Here is an 18,454-nt window from a genome sequence, read left to right as displayed (position 1 = left end):
AAATAAAGGCGTAAGGTCATGCAGACTGATCTGATAGCTCATCTGACCCTTGCAGCGCCGGAGGTTCTCCTGGCTGTAGGCGCCTTGGCACTGCTTATGATCGGCGTGTTCTCTGGCGAGCGTGCAACCACGCTCGTCAACGGACTGTCCGTCGCAGTGCTGATTGCAGCGCTGGCACTGGTTGTTCTATTCCCGGCGAATGGTTCCGCTTTCGGCGGCGCCATCGTCAATGACGGTTTTGGCCGCTTCATGAAGGTGCTGACGCTGATCGGCTCCATCGTCACGCTCGTCATGTCGGTCGGTTTCGCCAAGGCGGAAAAGTTCGACAAGTTCGAGTTCCCGGTCCTGATCGTCATTTCGACGCTCGGCATGCTGTTGATGGTGTCGGCCTCCAACATGCTGTCGCTTTATCTCGGTCTCGAACTGCAGTCGCTGGCGCTTTACGTGCTGGCTGCGTTCAACCGCGACAGCGTTCGCTCCACAGAAGCCGGTCTGAAGTATTTCGTTCTCGGCTCGCTGTCCTCGGGCATGCTGCTTTACGGTATCTCGCTTGTTTACGGCTATACCGGCCATATCGGTTTCGCCGAAATCGCCCAGGCTGTTTCGGGCGGCCAGCGTGAGCTTGGTCTGGTGTTCGGTCTGGTCTTCATTCTGGCCGGTCTGGCATTCAAGATTTCCGCCGTTCCGTTCCACATGTGGACGCCGGACGTCTATGAAGGTGCGCCGACCCCGGTAACGGCCTTCTTTGCCGCCGCTCCGAAGATGGCCGCCATGGCGCTCATCATCCGCGTCGTCTCCGAAGCCTTCGCTCCGGTCACCCATGACTGGCAGCAGGTTGTGATCTTCATCGCAATCGCTTCGATGGTTCTGGGTGCCTTCGCCGCTATCGGCCAGCGCAATATCAAGCGTCTGATGGCTTATTCGTCGATCAGCCACATGGGCTATGCCCTTGTGGGTCTGGCTGCTGGTACGGCCATCGGTGTGAAGGGCGTGGCCATCTACATGGCGATCTATCTTGCCATGACGCTCGGCACCTTTGCCTTCATTCTCGCCATGCGCACCAAAGACGGCAATGTTGAGAACATCGGCGATCTGGCCGGTCTGTCGCGCACCAATCCGGTGCTGGCAACGATCATGACGATCTTCCTGTTCTCGCTCGCCGGGATCCCGCCGCTCGCCGGCTTCTTCGGCAAGTGGTACACCTTCCTTGCTGCTGTGCAGGCTGGTCTTTACCCGCTGGCGATCATCGGTATCGTGGCTTCGGTCGTGGGTGCGTTCTACTATCTGCGCATGATCAAGATCATGTGGTTCGATGAGCCGGTTGGTGGTTTCGTGCCGGTCGCGGGCGAGCTGCGCCTCGTTCTCGGCGTTACGGGCGCTTTCGTGCTCTTCTACGTCTTCCTCGCTGGTCCAATCGGCGGATTTGCCGAAGCCGCAGCAAAGACGTTCTTCTAAGTAAACTGTGACAGGTGATCGAATGCATTTTGCGCTTTCGCCTGTCGCCGAAAATGCTGGCTACCGTCTCGAGGTTTTCGAGACGGTAGGCTCCACAAACGCGGTGGCTCTGGAACGAGCAGCTGGCGGTGATCCGGGCAAGCTCTGGCTTGTCTCGAAGAGGCAGGAAAGTGGACGCGGAAGACGCGGTCGCGCCTGGTCTACTTCGGAAGGTAATCTGGCCTCCACACTTCTCCTGATCGAGATCCTACGAATTGAAAACGGCGGCAACGCTCGGTTTCGTTGCGGGCCTGTCGCTGGCCGATGCGCTGGAAGCGGCTTTTGCAGCAACCGGACCAGCCGTGCCGCCGAAGATCGGCCTGAAATGGCCGAATGATGTGCTGCTGGATGGTGCGAAACTGTCGGGCATTCTGCTGGAATCATCAATTCTCGCCAAGGATAGCTTTGCGATTGCCATCGGCATCGGCACCAACATCGTGGCCTTTCCCGACGATCTGCCATACGCCGCCACGTCGCTGCAGGCGCTTGGCAGCAAGTGCGATGCCGAGACATTGTTTGCCGCTCTTTCCGATGCGTGGTCGGTCAATTATCGTGTCTGGGACGAGGGACGCGGGCTGGATACGATCCGCAAACGCTGGCTGGAGCGGGCGCATGGTCTTGGTGGAAATGTCACGATGCAGGTTGAAGGCAAGGTCATCGAAGGCCGGTTCGAGACCATCGATGAAGCCTGCCGTTTCGTGATCCGCGACAATGACGGCGCGCGCATTACGGTCACAGCGGGCGATGTTTATTTCGGAACGGCAGCAACACTGCGTAAATAACAGCTTTCTTTTATCTTGCCGGGGTTGCAACTAAAGCCATTTAGGTTCAGTGGATGCGGCGAAAGCATGTCTTCCCGAAGTGCAAACTGATCCGGTTCCACTTTATAAGCAGGGTATAATTACAGAGGAAATTTCATGGCCCGATCCAATAACCCGGAACTCGTCTTTCTGCCGCTCGGCGGCGTGGGCGAAATCGGCATGAATCTCGCTATGTACGGCTTTGGACCTGCGGATAATCGCGAATGGCTGGTCGTCGACATGGGCGTGAGCTTTGCCGGGCCGGAACAGCCGGGTGCCGACCTTATCCTGCCGGATATTCGCTATCTTGAAGCGGAAAAGAACAATGTGCGCGGTATCATCATCACCCACGCGCATGAAGACCATTTTGGTGCGCTGCTCGATCTGTGGCCGCGCCTGAAGGTTCCAGTCTATGCGACGCCGTTCACCGCCGGTCTGCTGGAAGCCAAGCGCCAGTCCGAGATCAGCGCGCCGGAAATTCCGGTCACGGTCTACAAGGCTGGTGAAAAGTTCGAAGTTGGCCCGTTTAAGGTTGAAGCGGTCGCTGTCACGCACTCGATCCCGGAACCTGTGTCGCTGGCGATCACGACGCCGCTTGGCACTGTCGTTCACACCGGCGATTGGAAGATGGACCCGGAACCTTCGCTCGGCCCGGTCATCGATGAAGCGCGCTTCCGCGCCATTGGCGATGCCGGTGTTTTGGCGCTGATCTGCGATTCCACCAATGCCATGCGCGAGGGTGAATCCCCGTCGGAACGTCAGGTCGGTGAAAGCCTGCGCGAGCTGATCGAGAATGCGCGTGGACGCGTGGCGATCACCACCTTTTCTTCCAATGTGGGCCGCATACGCTCCATCACGGAGGCGGCGCGCGATGCGGGCCGTCAGGTTCTGGTCGTCGGTCGCTCGATGAAGCGCGCGATTTCTGTCGCGACCGAGCTTGGCTATATGGAAGGCCTGCCGGAATATCTGAGCGAAGAGGATTACGGCTATATTCCGCGTGAAAACGTGGTGATGATCCTGACCGGCAGTCAGGGCGAGCCGCGTGCAGCACTTGCCAAGCTGGCCCGCGATGAAATGCGCAGTCTGGCCCTGTCGCCGGGCGATACGGTCATTTATTCGTCGCGCGCCATTCCGGGCAACGAAAAAGCCATTCTCGACATCAAGAACTGCCTGATCGACCGGGGCATCAAGATCATCGGCGACGATGATGCATTGGTGCACGTCTCCGGCCATCCGCGTCGCAGCGAATTAAAGCGTATGTATTCCTGGGTTCGCCCGCAAATTCTCGTTCCGGTGCATGGCGAAGCTGCGCATCTGGTGGCGCAGGGCTCGCTTGGCGCGATGGAAGGGATCGGGCAGGTCGCCCAGATCCGCAATGGCGACGTGCTGCGTCTTGCCCCCGGCAAGGCCGAAATTATCGACGAAGCGCCGATTGGCCGTATCTACAAGGACGGCAAGCTGATCGGTGACGAGGAAGAGATCGGCATGGTCGAGCGCCGCAAGCTCGCTTATGTCGGCCATGTCGCCGTTTCCATCCTGCTGGACCGCGACCACAAGCTTCTCGACGAACCCGATCTGGTGACATTTGGTCTGCCGGAAGAAGACGGTCAGGGCGAGTTGATGGAAGACATCCTGCTCGATGCGGTCGTCGAGGCCGTCGATAGCATTCCCCGCGTCCGCCGCAAGGATGTCGAGCTGGTGCGTGAATCCGCGCGCCGCGCGGTGCGCGCTGCGGCAAATCAGACGTGGGGCAAAAAGCCTGTGGTGACCGTATTCGTGAATAGGATACGCTGACCGTCACGCTATAAATATGCAGCAAGGGAGGTGCTGATGCTCGAACGTTTGAACCATGTCGCGATTGCCGTTCCGGATATCGAGGCTGCGTCCGCGCTTTATCGTGGCAAACTGGCTGCAAATGTCGGCGCACCGCAGGCGCTTGCCGGAACACGGTGTGACCGTGGTTTTCATCGACGTCGGCAACACGAAAATCGAGCTGCTGGAGCCTTTGGGTGAGGGATCACCCATTGCAGCCTTCCTCGAAAAGAACCCGTCCGGTGGTGTGCACCATCTCTGCTATGAGGTGGAGGACATTATCGCAGCGCGGGATAAGCTCAAGGCGGAAGGCGCACGTATTCTCGGCGATGGAGAGCCGAAGACCGGCGCCCATGGCAAGCCGGTCCTGTTTCTGCACCCGAAAGACTTCAACGGCACGCTGATTGAGCTGGAGGAAGTGTAATCATGTCCATCATGTCCGGCATTGCGATCTATTTCATTATCTGGTGGACGTCGCTTTTTGCGCTGCTGCCGGTCGGCCTGCGCACACAGGCTGAGGAAAATAATGTTACGCTTGGCACGGTGGCCAGCGCTCCGGCAACACCGCGCATCGGTCGCGCCTTTCTGCGTACCACTTTTGTCGCCACGCTTATCTTCGCTGTCTATTATTATGTGACGCAGATCAGCGGTTTTGGTCTGGACGACATTCCGCATTTTTTCCCGGATTTGACGTAATCGCATTTACGAAAACAGAATGAGAAATCCAAGGCTGCCTCATTTTTAGGCAGTCTTTCTTTTTATGCGCAAAACAGACTGCTGGGAAATACGCTCTGAATCAAAAACTTATGATCTTATCGTAAGGTGCTGAATTATAAGGGACTAAAGGAATTTCACGCTTCGGTCCTCGTTCGCTCTGGTCGCGATATGCGCCGAAGAATAAAACTAGTTTTACTTTGGCAACATATTGCAAATAGTCGCCTGCAAAAGCAGGTCTATAAATCACACAAATTCAATGGGTTATTGCGCGGCTTTTCGGGAAGCTGACGGCGAGGGTCGCGATCAATGCAAATGCAAAAAAAAAAGCAAGGCTTTCGCCTTGCTAATAAAATACGCGTTCGATCCGTTTCCATGTTACTGGCGGCTGCGTAGCTCGCGCCTGGATCCATCCTCCCAAGACTTTGACCGCGTGAAAACAACGGTTTTATTCCGTTGTTGCTCTTATGATGAAAAAAATAGCGAACTGCACAGCTTTTGTCACGAAAAATCTTCTTCTGCGTCATAATTCTTTCGTGAATTTTCCTAAAAGCTAATGATATATCTGTAATATATTGAAATTGAATGTGAATTCGGAGGCGGTGTTTTGTGGCTTTGGGCGTTTTACCTGCCTGTCGCGCCTGTGGATGGTGAAAACCGCTCCGCGCAAAGCTTTTTCAGGCGGGTTTTCAACGCAAGCATAACCCGATAAGAAACCTTCAAATATGCTTAATTTTTGCCTGATTCTTGAAGCAAGCAGGCATTCTCTCTGGATCGGTGGTTACGATGCGTTTGTCGCGGTATTTTTTGCCCATTCTGAAGGAAAATCCTAAAGAGGCGGAAATCGTCTCTCATAGGCTTATGCTGCGTTCGGGCATGATCCGCCAGCAGTCGGCAGGCATCTATTCCTGGCTTCCGATTGGGCTGAAGGTGCTGAACAAGGTCTGCGATATCATCCGTGAAGAGCAGAACCGCGCTGGCGCCAACGAAATCCTGATGCCGACCATCCAGTCCGCCGATCTGTGGCGTGAAAGCGGGCGCTACGACGCTTACGGCAAGGAAATGCTACGCATTCAGGACCGTCAGGAGCGCGAAATGCTCTTCGGCCCGACCAATGAAGAGATGGTCACGGATATTTTCCGTTCCTATGTGCGCTCCTACAAGGATCTGCCGCTTAACCTCTATCATATCCAGTGGAAATTCCGCGACGAAGTCCGCCCGCGTTTCGGCGTGATGCGCTCACGCGAGTTTCTGATGAAGGACGCCTATTCGTTCGACCTCGATTATGAGGGCGCGAAGATGGCCTATTACCGCATGTTCGTCTCCTACCTGCGCACGTTTGCGCGCGTCGGTCTGCAGGCGATCCCGATGCGCGCCGACACCGGCCCGATCGGCGGCGATCTGTCTCACGAATTCATAATTCTGGCTGAAACCGGCGAAAGCCAGGTCTATTGCGACAAGGCCTATCTCGATCTGGCCGTGCCAGGCGCGGATACGGATTTCCGCAACGATGCGCAGCTGACCGATATCGTCAATCGCTGGACAACGCCCTACGCGGCAACCGACGAAATGCATGACGAAGCCGATTGGGCCAAGGTCAAGGCTGATGATCAGGTTTCGGCGCGCGGCATTGAAGTCGGTCACATCTTCCATTTCGGCACAAAATATTCCGAACCGATGGGCGCGAAAGTGCAGGGCCCGGACGGCAAGGAACATCTGGTGTCTATGGGCTCCTACGGGATCGGCCCGTCGCGTCTGGTGGCGGCTGCTATCGAAGCCTTCCACGACGATGCGGGCATCATCTGGCCAAAGGCGATTGCACCGTTCGGCGCAGGCATCGTGAACATGAAGCCCGGCGACGAAGGCTGCGATAGCGTCAGCGAGAAGCTCTACGACGCACTGACCAATGCCGGTATCGATCCGCTGCTGGACGATACGGATGACCGTCCCGGTGCAAAATTCGCCACCATGGACCTGATCGGCCTGCCGACCCAGGTGATCGTCGGTCCGCGCGGCGTTGCCGCTGGTGAGGTTGAAGTCAAGGACCGCAAGACCGGCGAACGCCAGAATCTGACGGTGGAAGCCGCCATCAACATGCTGACGGCTGAAGCATGAGCGGCGCGGCGGCAGCAAAGTCCGAAGGGCAGGCCAAGGCAGCTGTGAAGCCGCCGAAGTCCGGCCCTTTTTCGGCCTTCGAACGGATGATCGCGTGGCGATATCTGCGTGCGCGCCGCCGTGAAACATTCATATCGGTTATTGCCGGGTTTTCTTTCACCGGCATCATGCTGGGCGTGGCGACCCTCATCATCGTTATGGCGGTGATGAACGGCTTTCGCGCCGAGCTTTTGACGCGCATTCTCGGCATCAATGGCCATCTGATCATGCAGCCGATTGATCGTCCGCTGGATGATTATGCTGACCTGATCAAGCGTATCGACGGCATTTCCGGCATCAAATTCGCTATTCCGGTGGTGGAAGGACAGGCTCTCGTGCAGGGCACCATCGGTGCGGGCAATGGAGCGCTGATCCGTGGTCTGCGCGAGGAAGACCTCGACAAGCTGAAGCTTGTATCGGGCAATATCCGCCAGGGCACACTGCAAGGCTTCGACCAGAGCGGCGGTGTCGCCATCGGCACGCGCATGGCTGAAAATCTGGGGCTTTCCATCGGAGATACGCTGCGGGTGATTTCTCCCGATGGCGATGTGACCCCGTTTGGTGTTAATCCGCGCGTAAAAGCCTATCCGATTGTCGCGATCTTCGAGATCGGCATGTCGGAATATGACAATTCCATCGTGATGATGCCGCTTTCCGAGGCGCAGCTTTTTCTTCAATCAGGAAGGCAAGGTGCAGTCGCTCGAAATCTTTGTCGAAAATCCCGACAAGGTGGATGCGATGCGCGCGCCGGTGGAAGAGGCGGCAGGTCGCCAGCTGACACTTGTTGACTGGCGCCAGCGCAACCAGACTTTCTTCTCGGCGCTGGAAGTCGAGCGCAATGTCATGTTCATGATCCTGACGCTGATCGTTCTGGTCGCGGCGCTCAATATCATCTCCGGTCTCATCATGCTGGTGAAGGACAAGGGGCATGATATCGCTATTCTGCGCACCATGGGCGCGACACGCGGCGCGGTGATGCGCATATTCCTGATGACGGGTGCAGCCATCGGCGTGACCGGCACGGTCGCCGGTGTGGTGCTCGGCGTGGTGGTGTGCCTGAATGTCGAACGGTTGCGTGAGTTCTTCTCGTGGCTTTCGGGAACGACGCTGTTCAATCCGGAGCTCTATTTCCTGAGCCAGCTGCCAGCAAAGATGGACCCTGGCGAGACGATTTCCGTCATCGTCATGGCACTGGTGCTTTCCTTTATCGCCACCATTTTCCCAGCCTGGCGCGCTGCCAAGCTCGATCCGGTCGAAGCATTGAGGTACGAATAATGGCGGCTGAAATTATTCTGCGGCTGGAGAAGGTCAGTCGCGCCTATAAGGAAGTCGACCGCGAACTGGTTATCCTCAAAGACGCCGATTTCACGCTGCGTCGCGGCGAGATGGTGGCGCTCGTCGCCCCGTCCGGTGCCGGTAAGTCCACGCTTTTGCACACGGCTGGGCTTCTGGAACGCCCGGACAATGGCGATGTCTTTCTCGACGGTCGCTCCTGCAGCGCGCTCTCGGATGACGACCGTACGGCGGTGCGTCGTAACGATATCGGCTTCGTCTATCAGTTCCACCATTTGCTGCCGGAGTTTTCAGCGCTGGAAAATGTGATGATGCCGCAGATGATCCGTGGCCTGACCAAGAAGGCCGCATCGGAACGCGCACAGCAATTGCTCGAATATATGAAGATCGGCAAGCGCGCTTCGCATCGTCCCGCCGAGCTTTCCGGTGGTGAGCAGCAGCGTGTCGCTATTGCGCGCGCCGTCGCCAATGCGCCGCTTGTGCTTTTAGCCGACGAGCCGACCGGCAATCTCGACCCGACGACGTCCTCCTATGTGTTCGGGGCACTGGAGGCGCTTGTGCGCCAGTCCGGTCTGGCGGCGCTGATCGCCACGCATAATCACGAATTGGCCCGCCGCATGGACCGGCGCGTGACCTTGCAGGACGGCCAGGTCGTCGATCTGTAAGACGGCCAACTTTCTCCATCGTTAAGCCATTGAAACCGCAGGCGCGTGATACCGCCTGCGGTTGCGCGTTTATTATTCGTAAACCCTAATGTAACTGGCGACTCAAACAGGGTGTTGACTTTGGAACAAAAATAGAACAAAAAATAAACATACGTGAACAAAGAGGAGTTTTCCACATGACCGATCTCGTCCACGACGTTTTGTCATTCGTCTCCGTCAGCCTGTTTATTGCAACCTTCGCCATCTGGGTCAGCGCGATCTGAAGTGACTGAAGCATATCATCCAAAGCGGAAAACCTGTTTTGGACACTGATATGCGTAACAAAGCTTGGAGTGCGATCACTGAAGTTCGCCGTATGAACCGGCTCGAAGTAACGCGCTTTTGAGGGTTCTCTTGTGTACCCTTTCGATACCGGCGGCTGTCTCTCTGGACATCGCCGGGACATTCCCTGAAACTGAAAGCCTCAGGCGACAGAGTCGCCGGCGACCAGCAGCATTTCAGTAGGCGGTCCTATGAAACGGGTGTATGTCCACCCGCACGGTTCGGTTTGATCAGGGTGAATAGAATGAATGATGCAGCAGCAGACAATGCAGCCAGTGGAAGCGTTTCCACGCCGCGTTTTGTGCATCTGCGTGTTCATTCGGCCTATTCCTTGCTCGAGGGCGCATTGCCGCTCGGCAAGGTCATCAAACAGGCGATTGCCGACGAAGCGCCGGCCATCGCGATAACGGACACCAACAATCTGTTTGGTGCACTCGAATTTGCGCAGAAGGCATCGAAGGATGGTGTGCAGCCGATCATCGGCTGTCAGGTCGATGTTGCCTTCGGCGACCACAACGACAATGGGCGCAGTATCAATCGCAGGCTCGCGCTTGATCTGGCTCCTCTCGTCCTGCTTGCTTCGACGGAAGAGGGCTACGCGAATATCGTGCGGCTGGTCAGCCGCTCGTTTCTGGATACGCCTGCGGGCGATCCGGTCCATATAGATGCAGGCTGGCTGCCAGCACTGGCCAAGGACGTCATCGTCCTGTCAGGCGGGCCGCTCGGGCCAATCGGTCGCTCTTTTGCGGCAGACCGGCCAGACCGGGCGCAATCGCGTCTGGCGTTCCTGCATGAGACATTCGGCAATCGGCTTTATGTCGAGTTACAGCGTTATGCGGGCTATGACCGTGCTCTGGAAGCCAAGACTGTTGCGCTAGCCTATGAGATGGAATTGCCTCTGGTGGCCACCAATGAGGCGTTCTTCCTCAAGGCGGAGGATTACGAAGCCCATGATGCGCTGCTGGCCATCGCCGAGGGGCAGATCCTTTCCAATGATGATCGCCGCCGCCTGACGCCGGATCATTATCTGAAAAGCCGCGCCGAAATGGCGGCGCTGTTTGCCGACTTGCCCGAGGCGCTGGACAACACGATTGAGATAGCGGAGCGTTGCAGTTGGTACACGCAAACCCGCGCTCCAATTCTGCCACGCTTCACGGGTGAATCCGACGATCCTGAAGCCGCTGTCGCTGCGGAAGCAGAAGAACTTGCACGTCAGGCCCGTGAGGGCTTGCAGATGCGGCTGGAAAGCGTGGGCCTTGCCGAAGGCTATACGCCGGAACAATATGCCGAACGTCTCGAATATGAGATCGGCATCATCACCCGCATGAAGTTCCCCGGCTACTTCCTGATCGTTGCGGACTTCATCAAATGGGCCAAGGCGCATGGCATTCCGGTCGGGCCGGGCCGTGGTTCGGGTGCGGGTTCGCTCGTCGCTTATGCCCTGACGATTACGGACGTCGATCCGCTGCGCTTCTCGCTGCTGTTTGAACGCTTCCTCAATCCGGACCGCGTATCGATGCCCGACTTCGATATCGACTTCTGTCAGGATCGCCGCGAAGAGGTGATCCGCTATGTGCAGGAGAAATACGGGCGTGATCAGGTCGCCCAGATCATAACCTTCGGTACGCTTCAGGCGCGCGCCGTGTTGCGCGACGTCGGCCGCGTTCTCGAAATGCCCTATGGGCAAGTGGATCGGCTCTGCAAGCTGGTGCCGCAAAATCCAGCCAATCCGGTGTCGCTGGCGCAGGCCATCGAAACCGAGCCGAAGATCACCGAGGAACGCGAGAAGGAACCGGTCGTTGGGCGGCTTCTCGATATGGCGCTCAAGCTGGAAGGTCTCTATCGCCACGCTTCGACCCACGCCGCCGGTATCGTGATCGGCGACCGTCCGCTGTCGGAACTGGTGCCGATGTATCGCGACCCGCGTTCCGATATGCCAGTCACCCAGTTCAATATGAAGTGGGTGGAGCAAGCTGGACTGGTCAAGTTCGACTTTCTCGGGCTCAAGACGCTGACGGTGCTGGAAACGGCGGTCAAGCTCGTAGCGCGCAAGGGGATCGACATCGATCTGACCCGGCTGCCGTTCGACGATGAGCTGACCTATGAAATGCTGTCGCGCGGCGAAACCGTCGGAGTGTTTCAGGTTGAAAGTGCTGGCATGCGTAAAGCGCTGCTCGGCATGCGTCCTGACCGGATCGAGGACATTATTGCGCTCGTCGCGCTCTATCGTCCCGGTCCGATGGAGAACATCCCGACCTATAATGCGCGCAAGAATGGTGAAGAGGAAATCGCTTCCATTCACCCGAAGATCGATCACCTGATCAAGGAAACGCAAGGCGTTATCGTTTATCAGGAACAGGTGATGCAGATCGCACAGGTGCTGTCGGGCTACTCGCTCGGCGAAGCTGACCTTCTGCGTCGCGCCATGGGTAAGAAGATCTGCGAGGAAATGGACAAGCAACGCGTCCGTTTCGTCTCGGGCGCTATTGATGGCGGCGTCGACAAGGCTCAGGCGAATATGATCTTTGATCTGCTTGCCAAGTTTGCCGATTACGGCTTCAACAAGTCACACGCGGCGGCCTATGCCATCGTTTCCTATCAGACAGCCTATATGAAGGCGCATTACCCGGTCGAATTTCTGGCCGCGTCGATGACCTACGATATGTCGAACACCGACAAGCTCAACGATTTCCGCCGCGAAGCGAATCGTCTGGGGATCGAGGTCGTGCCGCCTTCGGTCATGACCTCGTTCCGTCCGTTTGAAGTGGGCGAGAAGCAGATTTTCTATTCACTGGCTGCCATCAAGGGCGTCGGTGAAGCTGCTGTCGACCATATTGTGGATGTGCGCGCCCAGAAGCCGTTTGAAAGCCTTGAGGATTTCTGCGAGCGGATTGATCCGAGGATCGTTAATCGTCGCGTGCTGGAAAGCCTGATCAATGCGGGCGCGATGGATTGCTTCAAGCGCGAACGCCCGGCAATGAGCGCAGGCATGGACCGCATCATGGGCTTCGCCCAGCGCACGCAGGAAAATGCCGCCAGCGGCCAGTCCGATATTTTCGGCCTGTCCGGTGCGCCGAAGGAACAGCTTATTCTGCCGCAGGCCGCACCTTGGCTGCCGTCGGAAATGCTGCATCGAGAGTTTCAGGCGGTCGGCTTCTATCTGTCGGCGCATCCGCTCGATGAATATCGCGCGGTTCTGGATCGTATGCGCGTGCAAAGCTGGGCTGATTTCTCGGCTGCGGTGAAGCGCGGCGCCAATGCCGGGCGTCTGGCGGGCACGGTGACGGCGCGTCAGGAGCGCAAGACCCGCACCGGCAACAAGATGGGCATTGTTCAGTTGTCGGATGCCAGCGGCCAGTTTGAAGCCGTGCTGTTTTCGGAAGGGCTCGCGCAATATCGCGATCTTCTGGAAAGCGGCAAATCGGTGGTGATCACGGTGCAGGCGGAGGATCGCCCGGAAGGTATCGGCTTGCGCATCCAGACCGTGCAATCGCTGGAAGACGAGGCCTGCCGCATGCAGAAGGCGCTGCGGCTTTATCTGCGCTCGGCGGAAGCGATTCGCCATATCGCGCCGCATTTCAACACGCGCGGCGACGGACAGGTCAGTCTCATCGTCATCAAGGACAATGGGCAGCGCGAAGTTGAAATCGAACTACCCCACCGTTATCGCGTCAGCCCGCAGATTGCGAGCGCAATGAAAGCCATTCAGGGCGTCGTGGACGTGGAACTGGTTTAAAAAAAAGTCCGGTCGCGACACCGGGCTTTTTTCATGTCGCGGATACCACGCCGAGCGCTTTGCGAACTTCCGGCGCAACCTTGGTGCCGAACAGCTCAATCGATTTCATCGTATATTTATGCGGCAGATTGCCGAGCGCTGTCTGGAACAAAAAGCGGTCGTGCTTGAAGTAGCTGTGTTGGGCGAGAATCTTGTCGATGACCTGCTGCGGACTGCCCACCAGAAGAGATCCACGCGGTTTGCGCATTGCGTCGAATTGCTCTCGCGTGGTTGGCGGCCAGCCGCGTTCCCGGCCAAGCTTTGCCATGACTTGTGAATAGGACGGATAGAATTCATCCGCTGCTTGTTGAGCGTTTTCAGCCACATAGCCATGCGAATTGATTCCAATTTTGAGCTTTTCCGGCGCATGATCCGCTTTTACGCCAGCTTCACGATAAAAATCGGTCAGCTGGGCAAACCGTTCCGGGTAGCCGCCGATAATAGCGAGAGCCAATGGTAATCCGAGCAGGGCGGCGCGACCGACGGAAGCTGGCGTACCGCCAACGGCGAGCCATATGGGCAGCTGTTCCTGCACGCCACGGGGATAGACACCACGCCCGTCAATGGCTGCGCGCGTCGTCCCGGTCCAGCTCACGCGTTCGTTGTCGCGGATCGTTAGAAGCAGATCGAGTTTTTCGGCAAAAAGCGTGTCGTAATCGTCGAGATTGTACCCGAAGAGCGGGAAGGATTCGATGAACGAACCACGTCCGGCCATGATTTCAGCGCGTCCATTCGAGATCAGGTCCAGCGTCGAAAACTGCTGGTAAACGCGCACGGGATCGTCGGACGACAAGACGGTGACTGCGCTCGTCAGCCGGATGTTTTTAGTGCGCGAGGCCGCAGCAGCCAGAACAACGGCGGGTGCGGATACCGAATAATCGGGCCGATGGTGTTCGCCAAGGCCGAAGACATCGAGCCCCACCTGATCGGCCAGCTCGATTTCCTCGATCAGATTGCTGATACGCTGTTGCGGGGCGATCGGCTTTCCGGTTTCCACGTCTGGACCAAGATCGCCAAAAGTATAGATTCCGAGTTCCATACGGTCTCCGCAGGTTGTTTTGATACGTTAAAGCGCGTTTCGATCTGATTGGATCAGATCGGCGCTCTAACTCTTTGTTTTAACGCGCATCTTGTTCCGAAAACCGTTTCACACTTTTCGGGATGCGCTCTAAAGCCGGATGGCATTTACCGTCCGGCTTTGCTTTTAAAGCAGAAATGCGATCAAGAAGCAGTAATCAATAGGCTGCGGTGAAACGCTTGCCGATATGCTTGCCCTGTTCGGCCTCATCGACGATAGCGACAGCCAGATCAGCGACCGAAATAGTGCTTTCGCCCTTGTCGTTGAAAACGGGCTCGTCACCGCCAAGACGATATTTGCCCGTGCGTTCACCCGGCTGAAGAATGATCGCTGGCGACACGAAGGTCCAGTCGAGGCCACTTTCCTTGCGCAGCTCGTTCAGCGCTTCGCGGGCGCCCAGAGCACCTTCTTTCCATTCTGCCGGGAATTCGGCGGAATCGACAAGTTGCTGGCCGTTGATCGACAGGCTACCGGCACCACCGACCGCGATTAGACGCTTGACGCCTGCCTTCTTGGCTGCCTCGTTGATCGAGCGGCTGCCCTTGATGTGGTTTTCACGAATATTCGTGTCGCCCCAGCCGGGATTGAATGCGGAAATGATGATGTCATGTCCTGAAAGCTGGCTGGCGAGCGCATCCGTGTCGTACACGTCCGTTTTCACGGCGGTCACGTTGGCAAGCTTTTCCACCTTTTCCGGGTGGCGTACCAGCGCCGTAACATGATGGCCGCGCGATGCGGCTTCCTTCAAGATTGCTGCGCCAACAAAACCCGTTGCGCCAATCAGTGCGATTTTAGCCATTCCAGTTCCTTCCTTACGCTTTTGTAGTTCAGCCATTTAAGGTATGTTTCATAATCAGGTTATTTCTGGTAACTACATATGTCAGGCTACCGGGCTTGTGAAGAACGCACTTCTACATGGGTAGGAAACATGGAAGTAACCGTCCAAAAGGCAAGATAAGGACGTTTGGACGTGTGGGGTTGTTAGCCCATGGGCTTGGCGGAAGGGCAGACGCAAGCATCCGGTTTGATCCCAACAAGCGAGTATGTGATAAGAGTGACTATGACGATACCGACACGACCAGACGCCAAGACGCCGCTTTTGTCTTCCACACCGGCCTTTGAGACGGACGGCAAGGGTTCTTGCCCGATCCGTGATGTGCTCGACCGGGTTGGCGACACGTGGAGCATTCTTGTTATCTTCAGCTTGCAGAGCGGTTCCATGCGTTTCAATGCCTTACGGCGAGAAATTGAAGGAATCTCGCAGCGTATGCTGACGGTCACGCTGCGTTCGCTCGAACGCGACGGGCTGGTTTCGCGCCATGTACGACCGACTTCACCACCGGAAGTCGAATATTCGCTGACCGAGCTTGGTCATTCGCTGGCGGGGCCTATCGACAGTTTGGGGCAATGGGCGGTTGCAAACCGGGCGTCGCTACGCAGTGCGCGCTCTCGTTTCGACAGCGAGCAGGACTAGCGGCGGGAACTGATTTCTATCCGTCGCGTTGGCCTTGGGGCGGCGCAAAAGGAGAAGAGTTCATGCCTGCAAAATCTCAAGCCCAGCAAAAGGCTGCCGGTGCTGCGTTGGCGGCCAAGCGCGGCGAGATCAAGGTCAGCGAGTTAATCGGCGCATCGAAAGAGATGTACGAATCGATGAGCGAGAAAGAACTGGAAGAATTCGCCGAGACCAAGCGCAACGGTCTGCCTCAGCATGTCGACGACAAAAAGAACACCTGACTTGGGATCAGGTGCTCGGTTCTGTGTGGCTGTTGCCGATCAAATTATTGTGCGGCTTTCGTTTGAACCAGTTCGATGGCCGTCAGCTTACCATTGGTGATGCCGCAACGCAGATTGACGCCATCCCATTTATAGCCCGTGCTCTTGATACGCGCTTCGCCCGGCACCGAGATGACGGCTGAGACCTTGCGCGGGTCCTTGGCGCTGAACTTCGATGATGTGTCATTGGTTGTGGCCGACGAAATATCGTCTTTTGTGAAGCCTAGACGGTCGTATTTCTTGTCCTTTTTCACCAGATCATAACCGCTGGCCACACAATCGGCCACCTGTGGCGAGGCCTGCTGGTCCTTGACCAATGTCTGGTAATTACCCGTAAAATCTTTCGAGCGCTTCGGAACAGCGTCCGCGTGAGCGGCGGTCACAAAGCCGATGGCGCAAAGGGTGGAAAGTATAATTTTGGTCAATTGCATGCCCCATATCCTTTTCGGAAACCCTGCAAAATAGGCAAAGAGAGCGGTTCCAGTGATTCTGTCACAGGCGGACCCGTTCTGGAATCGATAATACCGCATCAAACTAGAAACCGGATTTGGATTTTTTTATGAATTCCGGGCGGTTATGCACTTTTCTCACTGGCATATCCGGGCCGTGCAGCTTTTGCCGTGGCATCCCTGATCAAGATGCATGTTGGTGCGGTGCGCCGCATCGCCATCCGGGCCGATGACGGTCATGAAAAGCTTGCAGCTTGCGCCGTGCACAGCGCGCCAGAAGGCCTTTTCCTTGTCGGCGCCATTCCAGCCGCTTTCCAGCTGCGTCTTGCTGCCGTCCGAGAATGTGAAGGACATGATGTCGAGCGCATTGCCAAAGGCATGTTCCGACACGCGGCCTGTGGATGCGCCATTCACCTTGCGGCATTGATAATCAGAGCCGGTGCCGATCTGGGTAATCTTGATATCCTTGCCGTAGATATCCTGTGCTGCGTTTTTAACGTCGTTGCTCCATTGGGCGAGTGTCACCGCCATGGCGCAGTTCGTCGTGACGGGATTGGCAAGCTTGAGCGGCTCATTCTTGCCGATTGCCGTCAGTGAGAGCGGCGAATGGAGACCGCATTGCGCGCCGTCTTCGATGGGTGTCAGAAGTTTGCCCTCTACTTCGCCGGAAATCAGCGCGGGGCACGCCACCTGATAGACGCGTCCATCAGCGGCAGGTTTTGAAGGCTGCGGCTGTTCTGGCTCCGCCTGTTGTGGCGGGGTGGGCTTTTCAGGCGGAATGATGACGGCGGGCTCTGCCTCGGTCTTCGGTTCGGGAGCAGGCGCTGGTCTGGGTGCCGGTGTTGGAACAGGAACGACAACAGGCAATGCTGACTGTGGTGCAGGTTTAGTCGGAACTTTATCCTGCCGGGCTGGCGGCTTTCTTTCCTGCCGTTTCTTTTGCGGGTTGGCCGACGGGCGCTTGCGCTGTTGCTTTGCCTTTTGCGCATCGCGCTTCAGGATTTTTTCGATGAAGTTTTGCGCCTGTGCGGGCTGAGGATAAAGAGCCGTTTCTCCCGTAAAACCGAGGAAACTGAGGAGGAGAACAGCGGCAGTTGAATTTCTACGGGATAGGAAACGGGGTAGGACCAGCAACACCAATGAATACCTCATTTTCTACAGCCCCGACTGCATAATGCCGCAAAGAGAAGCCGCGTTCCTTCACGCTTGATGGCAATATGTTGCAAAAGACGGCGAAAAGCGCTTTAAACGCCCGGTTATCTGGGCTTTGGCAAGCGTTCGAACTTGACAAGATGACATGCACATGACTAAAAGCCCGCCATCGCTGGCGCTTTAACGCGCTGGCGTTTCATTTGACGTGTCCCGTGGATGAAGATTGCGCTCGCGCGCTTCATCCCTGTCAGTCCTCGAAAACGGAGGGCAGAGGAGGGCGCGTTTCCTGTCTGCGCCGTATGGCGCACTAACTTTTTGAAGGAAATGCGATGAGCAAGCGCGAATCCGCAAAGTATAAGATTGATCGCCGTCTTGGCGAAAACATCTGGGGCCGCCCGAAGTCCCCGGTTAACCGTCGTGAATATGGCCCGGGTCAGCACGGCCAGCGCCGCAAGGGCAAGCTCTCGGACTTCGGTGTGCAGCTGCGCGCCAAGCAGAAGCTCAAGGGTTTCTACGGCGATATCTCGGAAAAGCAGTTCCGCAAGACCTATGACGAAGCCGCTCGCCGCAAGGGCGACACGGGTGAAAACCTGATCGGTCTTCTCGAATCACGTCTGGATGCTGTTGTGTACCGCGCAAAGTTCGTTCCGACGATCTTCGCTGCACGCCAGTTCATCAACCACGGTCACGTGAACGTGAACGGCCGTCGCGTCAACATCCAGTCCTACCGCCTGAAGGCCGGTGACGTTGTTGAAGTTCGCGAAAAGTCGAAGCAGCTGGTTGTTGTTCTCGAAGCTGTTCAGCTCGCAGAACGCGATGTGCCGGACTACATCGAAGTTGATCACAATAAGATGGTTGCGACCTACGCCCGCGTTCCGACCCTGACGGATGTGCCTTACGCCGTCCAGATGGAACCGAACCTCGTGGTCGAATTCTACTCGCGTTAATCTGGTCGCCTTCGGGCGCCACTTATC

The 18,454-nt window shown here is 56.8% G+C and carries 13 protein-coding genes and 3 pseudogenes; 12 read left to right on the top strand and 4 right to left on the bottom strand.

What is annotated here, in order from left to right:
- The first annotated feature begins 18 nt into the window (after positions 1-18).
- From nuoN to dnaE, 9 genes and pseudogenes are all read left to right on the top strand, one after another.
- Positions 19-1,455 carry an NADH-quinone oxidoreductase subunit NuoN gene (nuoN, locus tag QLQ11_RS04160; RefSeq protein ID WP_109368803.1) on the top strand — a complete coding sequence of 479 codons (1,437 nt, stop codon included), beginning with the start codon at positions 19-21 and terminating at the stop codon, positions 1,453-1,455.
- 22 nt (positions 1,456-1,477) lie between these two features.
- Positions 1,478-2,276 (top strand): annotated as a pseudogene (locus tag QLQ11_RS04155) (biotin--[acetyl-CoA-carboxylase] ligase).
- Between the two features lie 135 nt (positions 2,277-2,411).
- On the top strand, positions 2,412-4,088 hold the full coding sequence (locus QLQ11_RS04150; RefSeq protein ID WP_121535835.1) for a ribonuclease J: 1,677 nt from the start codon (positions 2,412-2,414) through the stop codon (positions 4,086-4,088).
- 36 nt (positions 4,089-4,124) lie between these two features.
- Positions 4,125-4,530: pseudogene (mce, locus tag QLQ11_RS04145) on the top strand (methylmalonyl-CoA epimerase).
- 2 nt (positions 4,531-4,532) lie between these two features.
- Complete coding sequence (locus tag QLQ11_RS04140; protein ID WP_121535842.1) at positions 4,533-4,802, top strand: DUF1467 family protein; 270 nt, start codon at positions 4,533-4,535, stop codon at positions 4,800-4,802.
- 804 nt (positions 4,803-5,606) lie between these two features.
- On the top strand, positions 5,607-6,935 hold the full coding sequence (gene proS, locus QLQ11_RS04135; protein WP_121535845.1) for a proline--tRNA ligase: 1,329 nt from the start codon (positions 5,607-5,609) through the stop codon (positions 6,933-6,935).
- A pseudogene (locus QLQ11_RS04130) lies at positions 6,932-8,249 on the top strand (lipoprotein-releasing ABC transporter permease subunit). The gene proS and the pseudogene QLQ11_RS04130 overlap by 4 nt, the downstream one beginning before the upstream one ends.
- Positions 8,249-8,932 (top strand): ABC transporter ATP-binding protein, encoded by a 684-nt coding sequence (locus QLQ11_RS04125; protein WP_283735827.1) that lies wholly within the window; start codon positions 8,249-8,251, stop codon positions 8,930-8,932. Before QLQ11_RS04130 ends, QLQ11_RS04125 begins: the two are co-directional and overlap by 1 nt.
- 565 nt (positions 8,933-9,497) lie before the next feature.
- Positions 9,498-12,989, top strand: coding sequence for a DNA polymerase III subunit alpha (gene dnaE / locus QLQ11_RS04120; RefSeq protein WP_371835918.1), 3,492 nt, complete (start codon positions 9,498-9,500; stop codon positions 12,987-12,989).
- Between the two features lie 31 nt (positions 12,990-13,020).
- Here the strand turns inward: dnaE and QLQ11_RS04115 are convergent, their stop codons facing one another.
- Positions 13,021-14,067 carry an LLM class flavin-dependent oxidoreductase gene (locus QLQ11_RS04115; protein WP_124915639.1) on the bottom strand — a complete coding sequence of 349 codons (1,047 nt, stop codon included), beginning with the start codon at positions 14,065-14,067 and terminating at the stop codon, positions 13,021-13,023.
- A 196-nt stretch (positions 14,068-14,263) separates the two neighbouring features.
- Positions 14,264-14,905: an NAD(P)-dependent oxidoreductase gene (locus tag QLQ11_RS04110; protein WP_109368813.1), complete on the bottom strand. Its 642-nt coding sequence runs from the start codon at positions 14,903-14,905 to the stop codon at positions 14,264-14,266.
- 261 nt (positions 14,906-15,166) lie between these two features.
- On the opposite strand from QLQ11_RS04110, the gene QLQ11_RS04105 reads away from it, so the two are divergent.
- Positions 15,167-15,580, top strand: a complete 414-nt coding sequence (locus QLQ11_RS04105; RefSeq protein WP_121535857.1) for a helix-turn-helix domain-containing protein — start codon at positions 15,167-15,169, stop codon at positions 15,578-15,580.
- A 62-nt stretch (positions 15,581-15,642) separates the two neighbouring features.
- A complete protein-coding gene (locus QLQ11_RS04100) occupies positions 15,643-15,840 on the top strand; it encodes a DUF3008 family protein (protein WP_121535860.1) in 198 nt (65 codons plus the stop codon).
- A gap of 44 nt (positions 15,841-15,884) precedes the next feature.
- On the opposite strand, the gene bspC is transcribed toward QLQ11_RS04100, so the two are convergent.
- Complete coding sequence (bspC, locus tag QLQ11_RS04095) at positions 15,885-16,310, bottom strand: type IV secretion system effector BspC (RefSeq protein WP_121535863.1); 426 nt, start codon at positions 16,308-16,310, stop codon at positions 15,885-15,887.
- 156 nt (positions 16,311-16,466) lie between these two features.
- Entirely contained in the window at positions 16,467-17,480 is a 1,014-nt protein-coding gene (locus QLQ11_RS04090; RefSeq protein ID WP_283735828.1) for an extensin family protein, read from the bottom strand.
- 329 nt (positions 17,481-17,809) lie between these two features.
- On the opposite strand from QLQ11_RS04090, the gene rpsD reads away from it, so the two are divergent.
- Positions 17,810-18,427: a 30S ribosomal protein S4 gene (gene rpsD, locus QLQ11_RS04085; RefSeq protein ID WP_121535869.1), complete on the top strand. Its 618-nt coding sequence runs from the start codon at positions 17,810-17,812 to the stop codon at positions 18,425-18,427.
- Positions 18,428-18,454 lie beyond the last annotated feature (27 nt).

Origin of the sequence: Ochrobactrum sp. SSR, from assembly GCF_030067775.1 — a bacterium.
GTDB lineage: Bacteria > Pseudomonadota > Alphaproteobacteria > Rhizobiales > Rhizobiaceae > Brucella > Brucella teleogrylli.
This window is presented reverse-complemented; position numbering and strand designations above follow the sequence as displayed.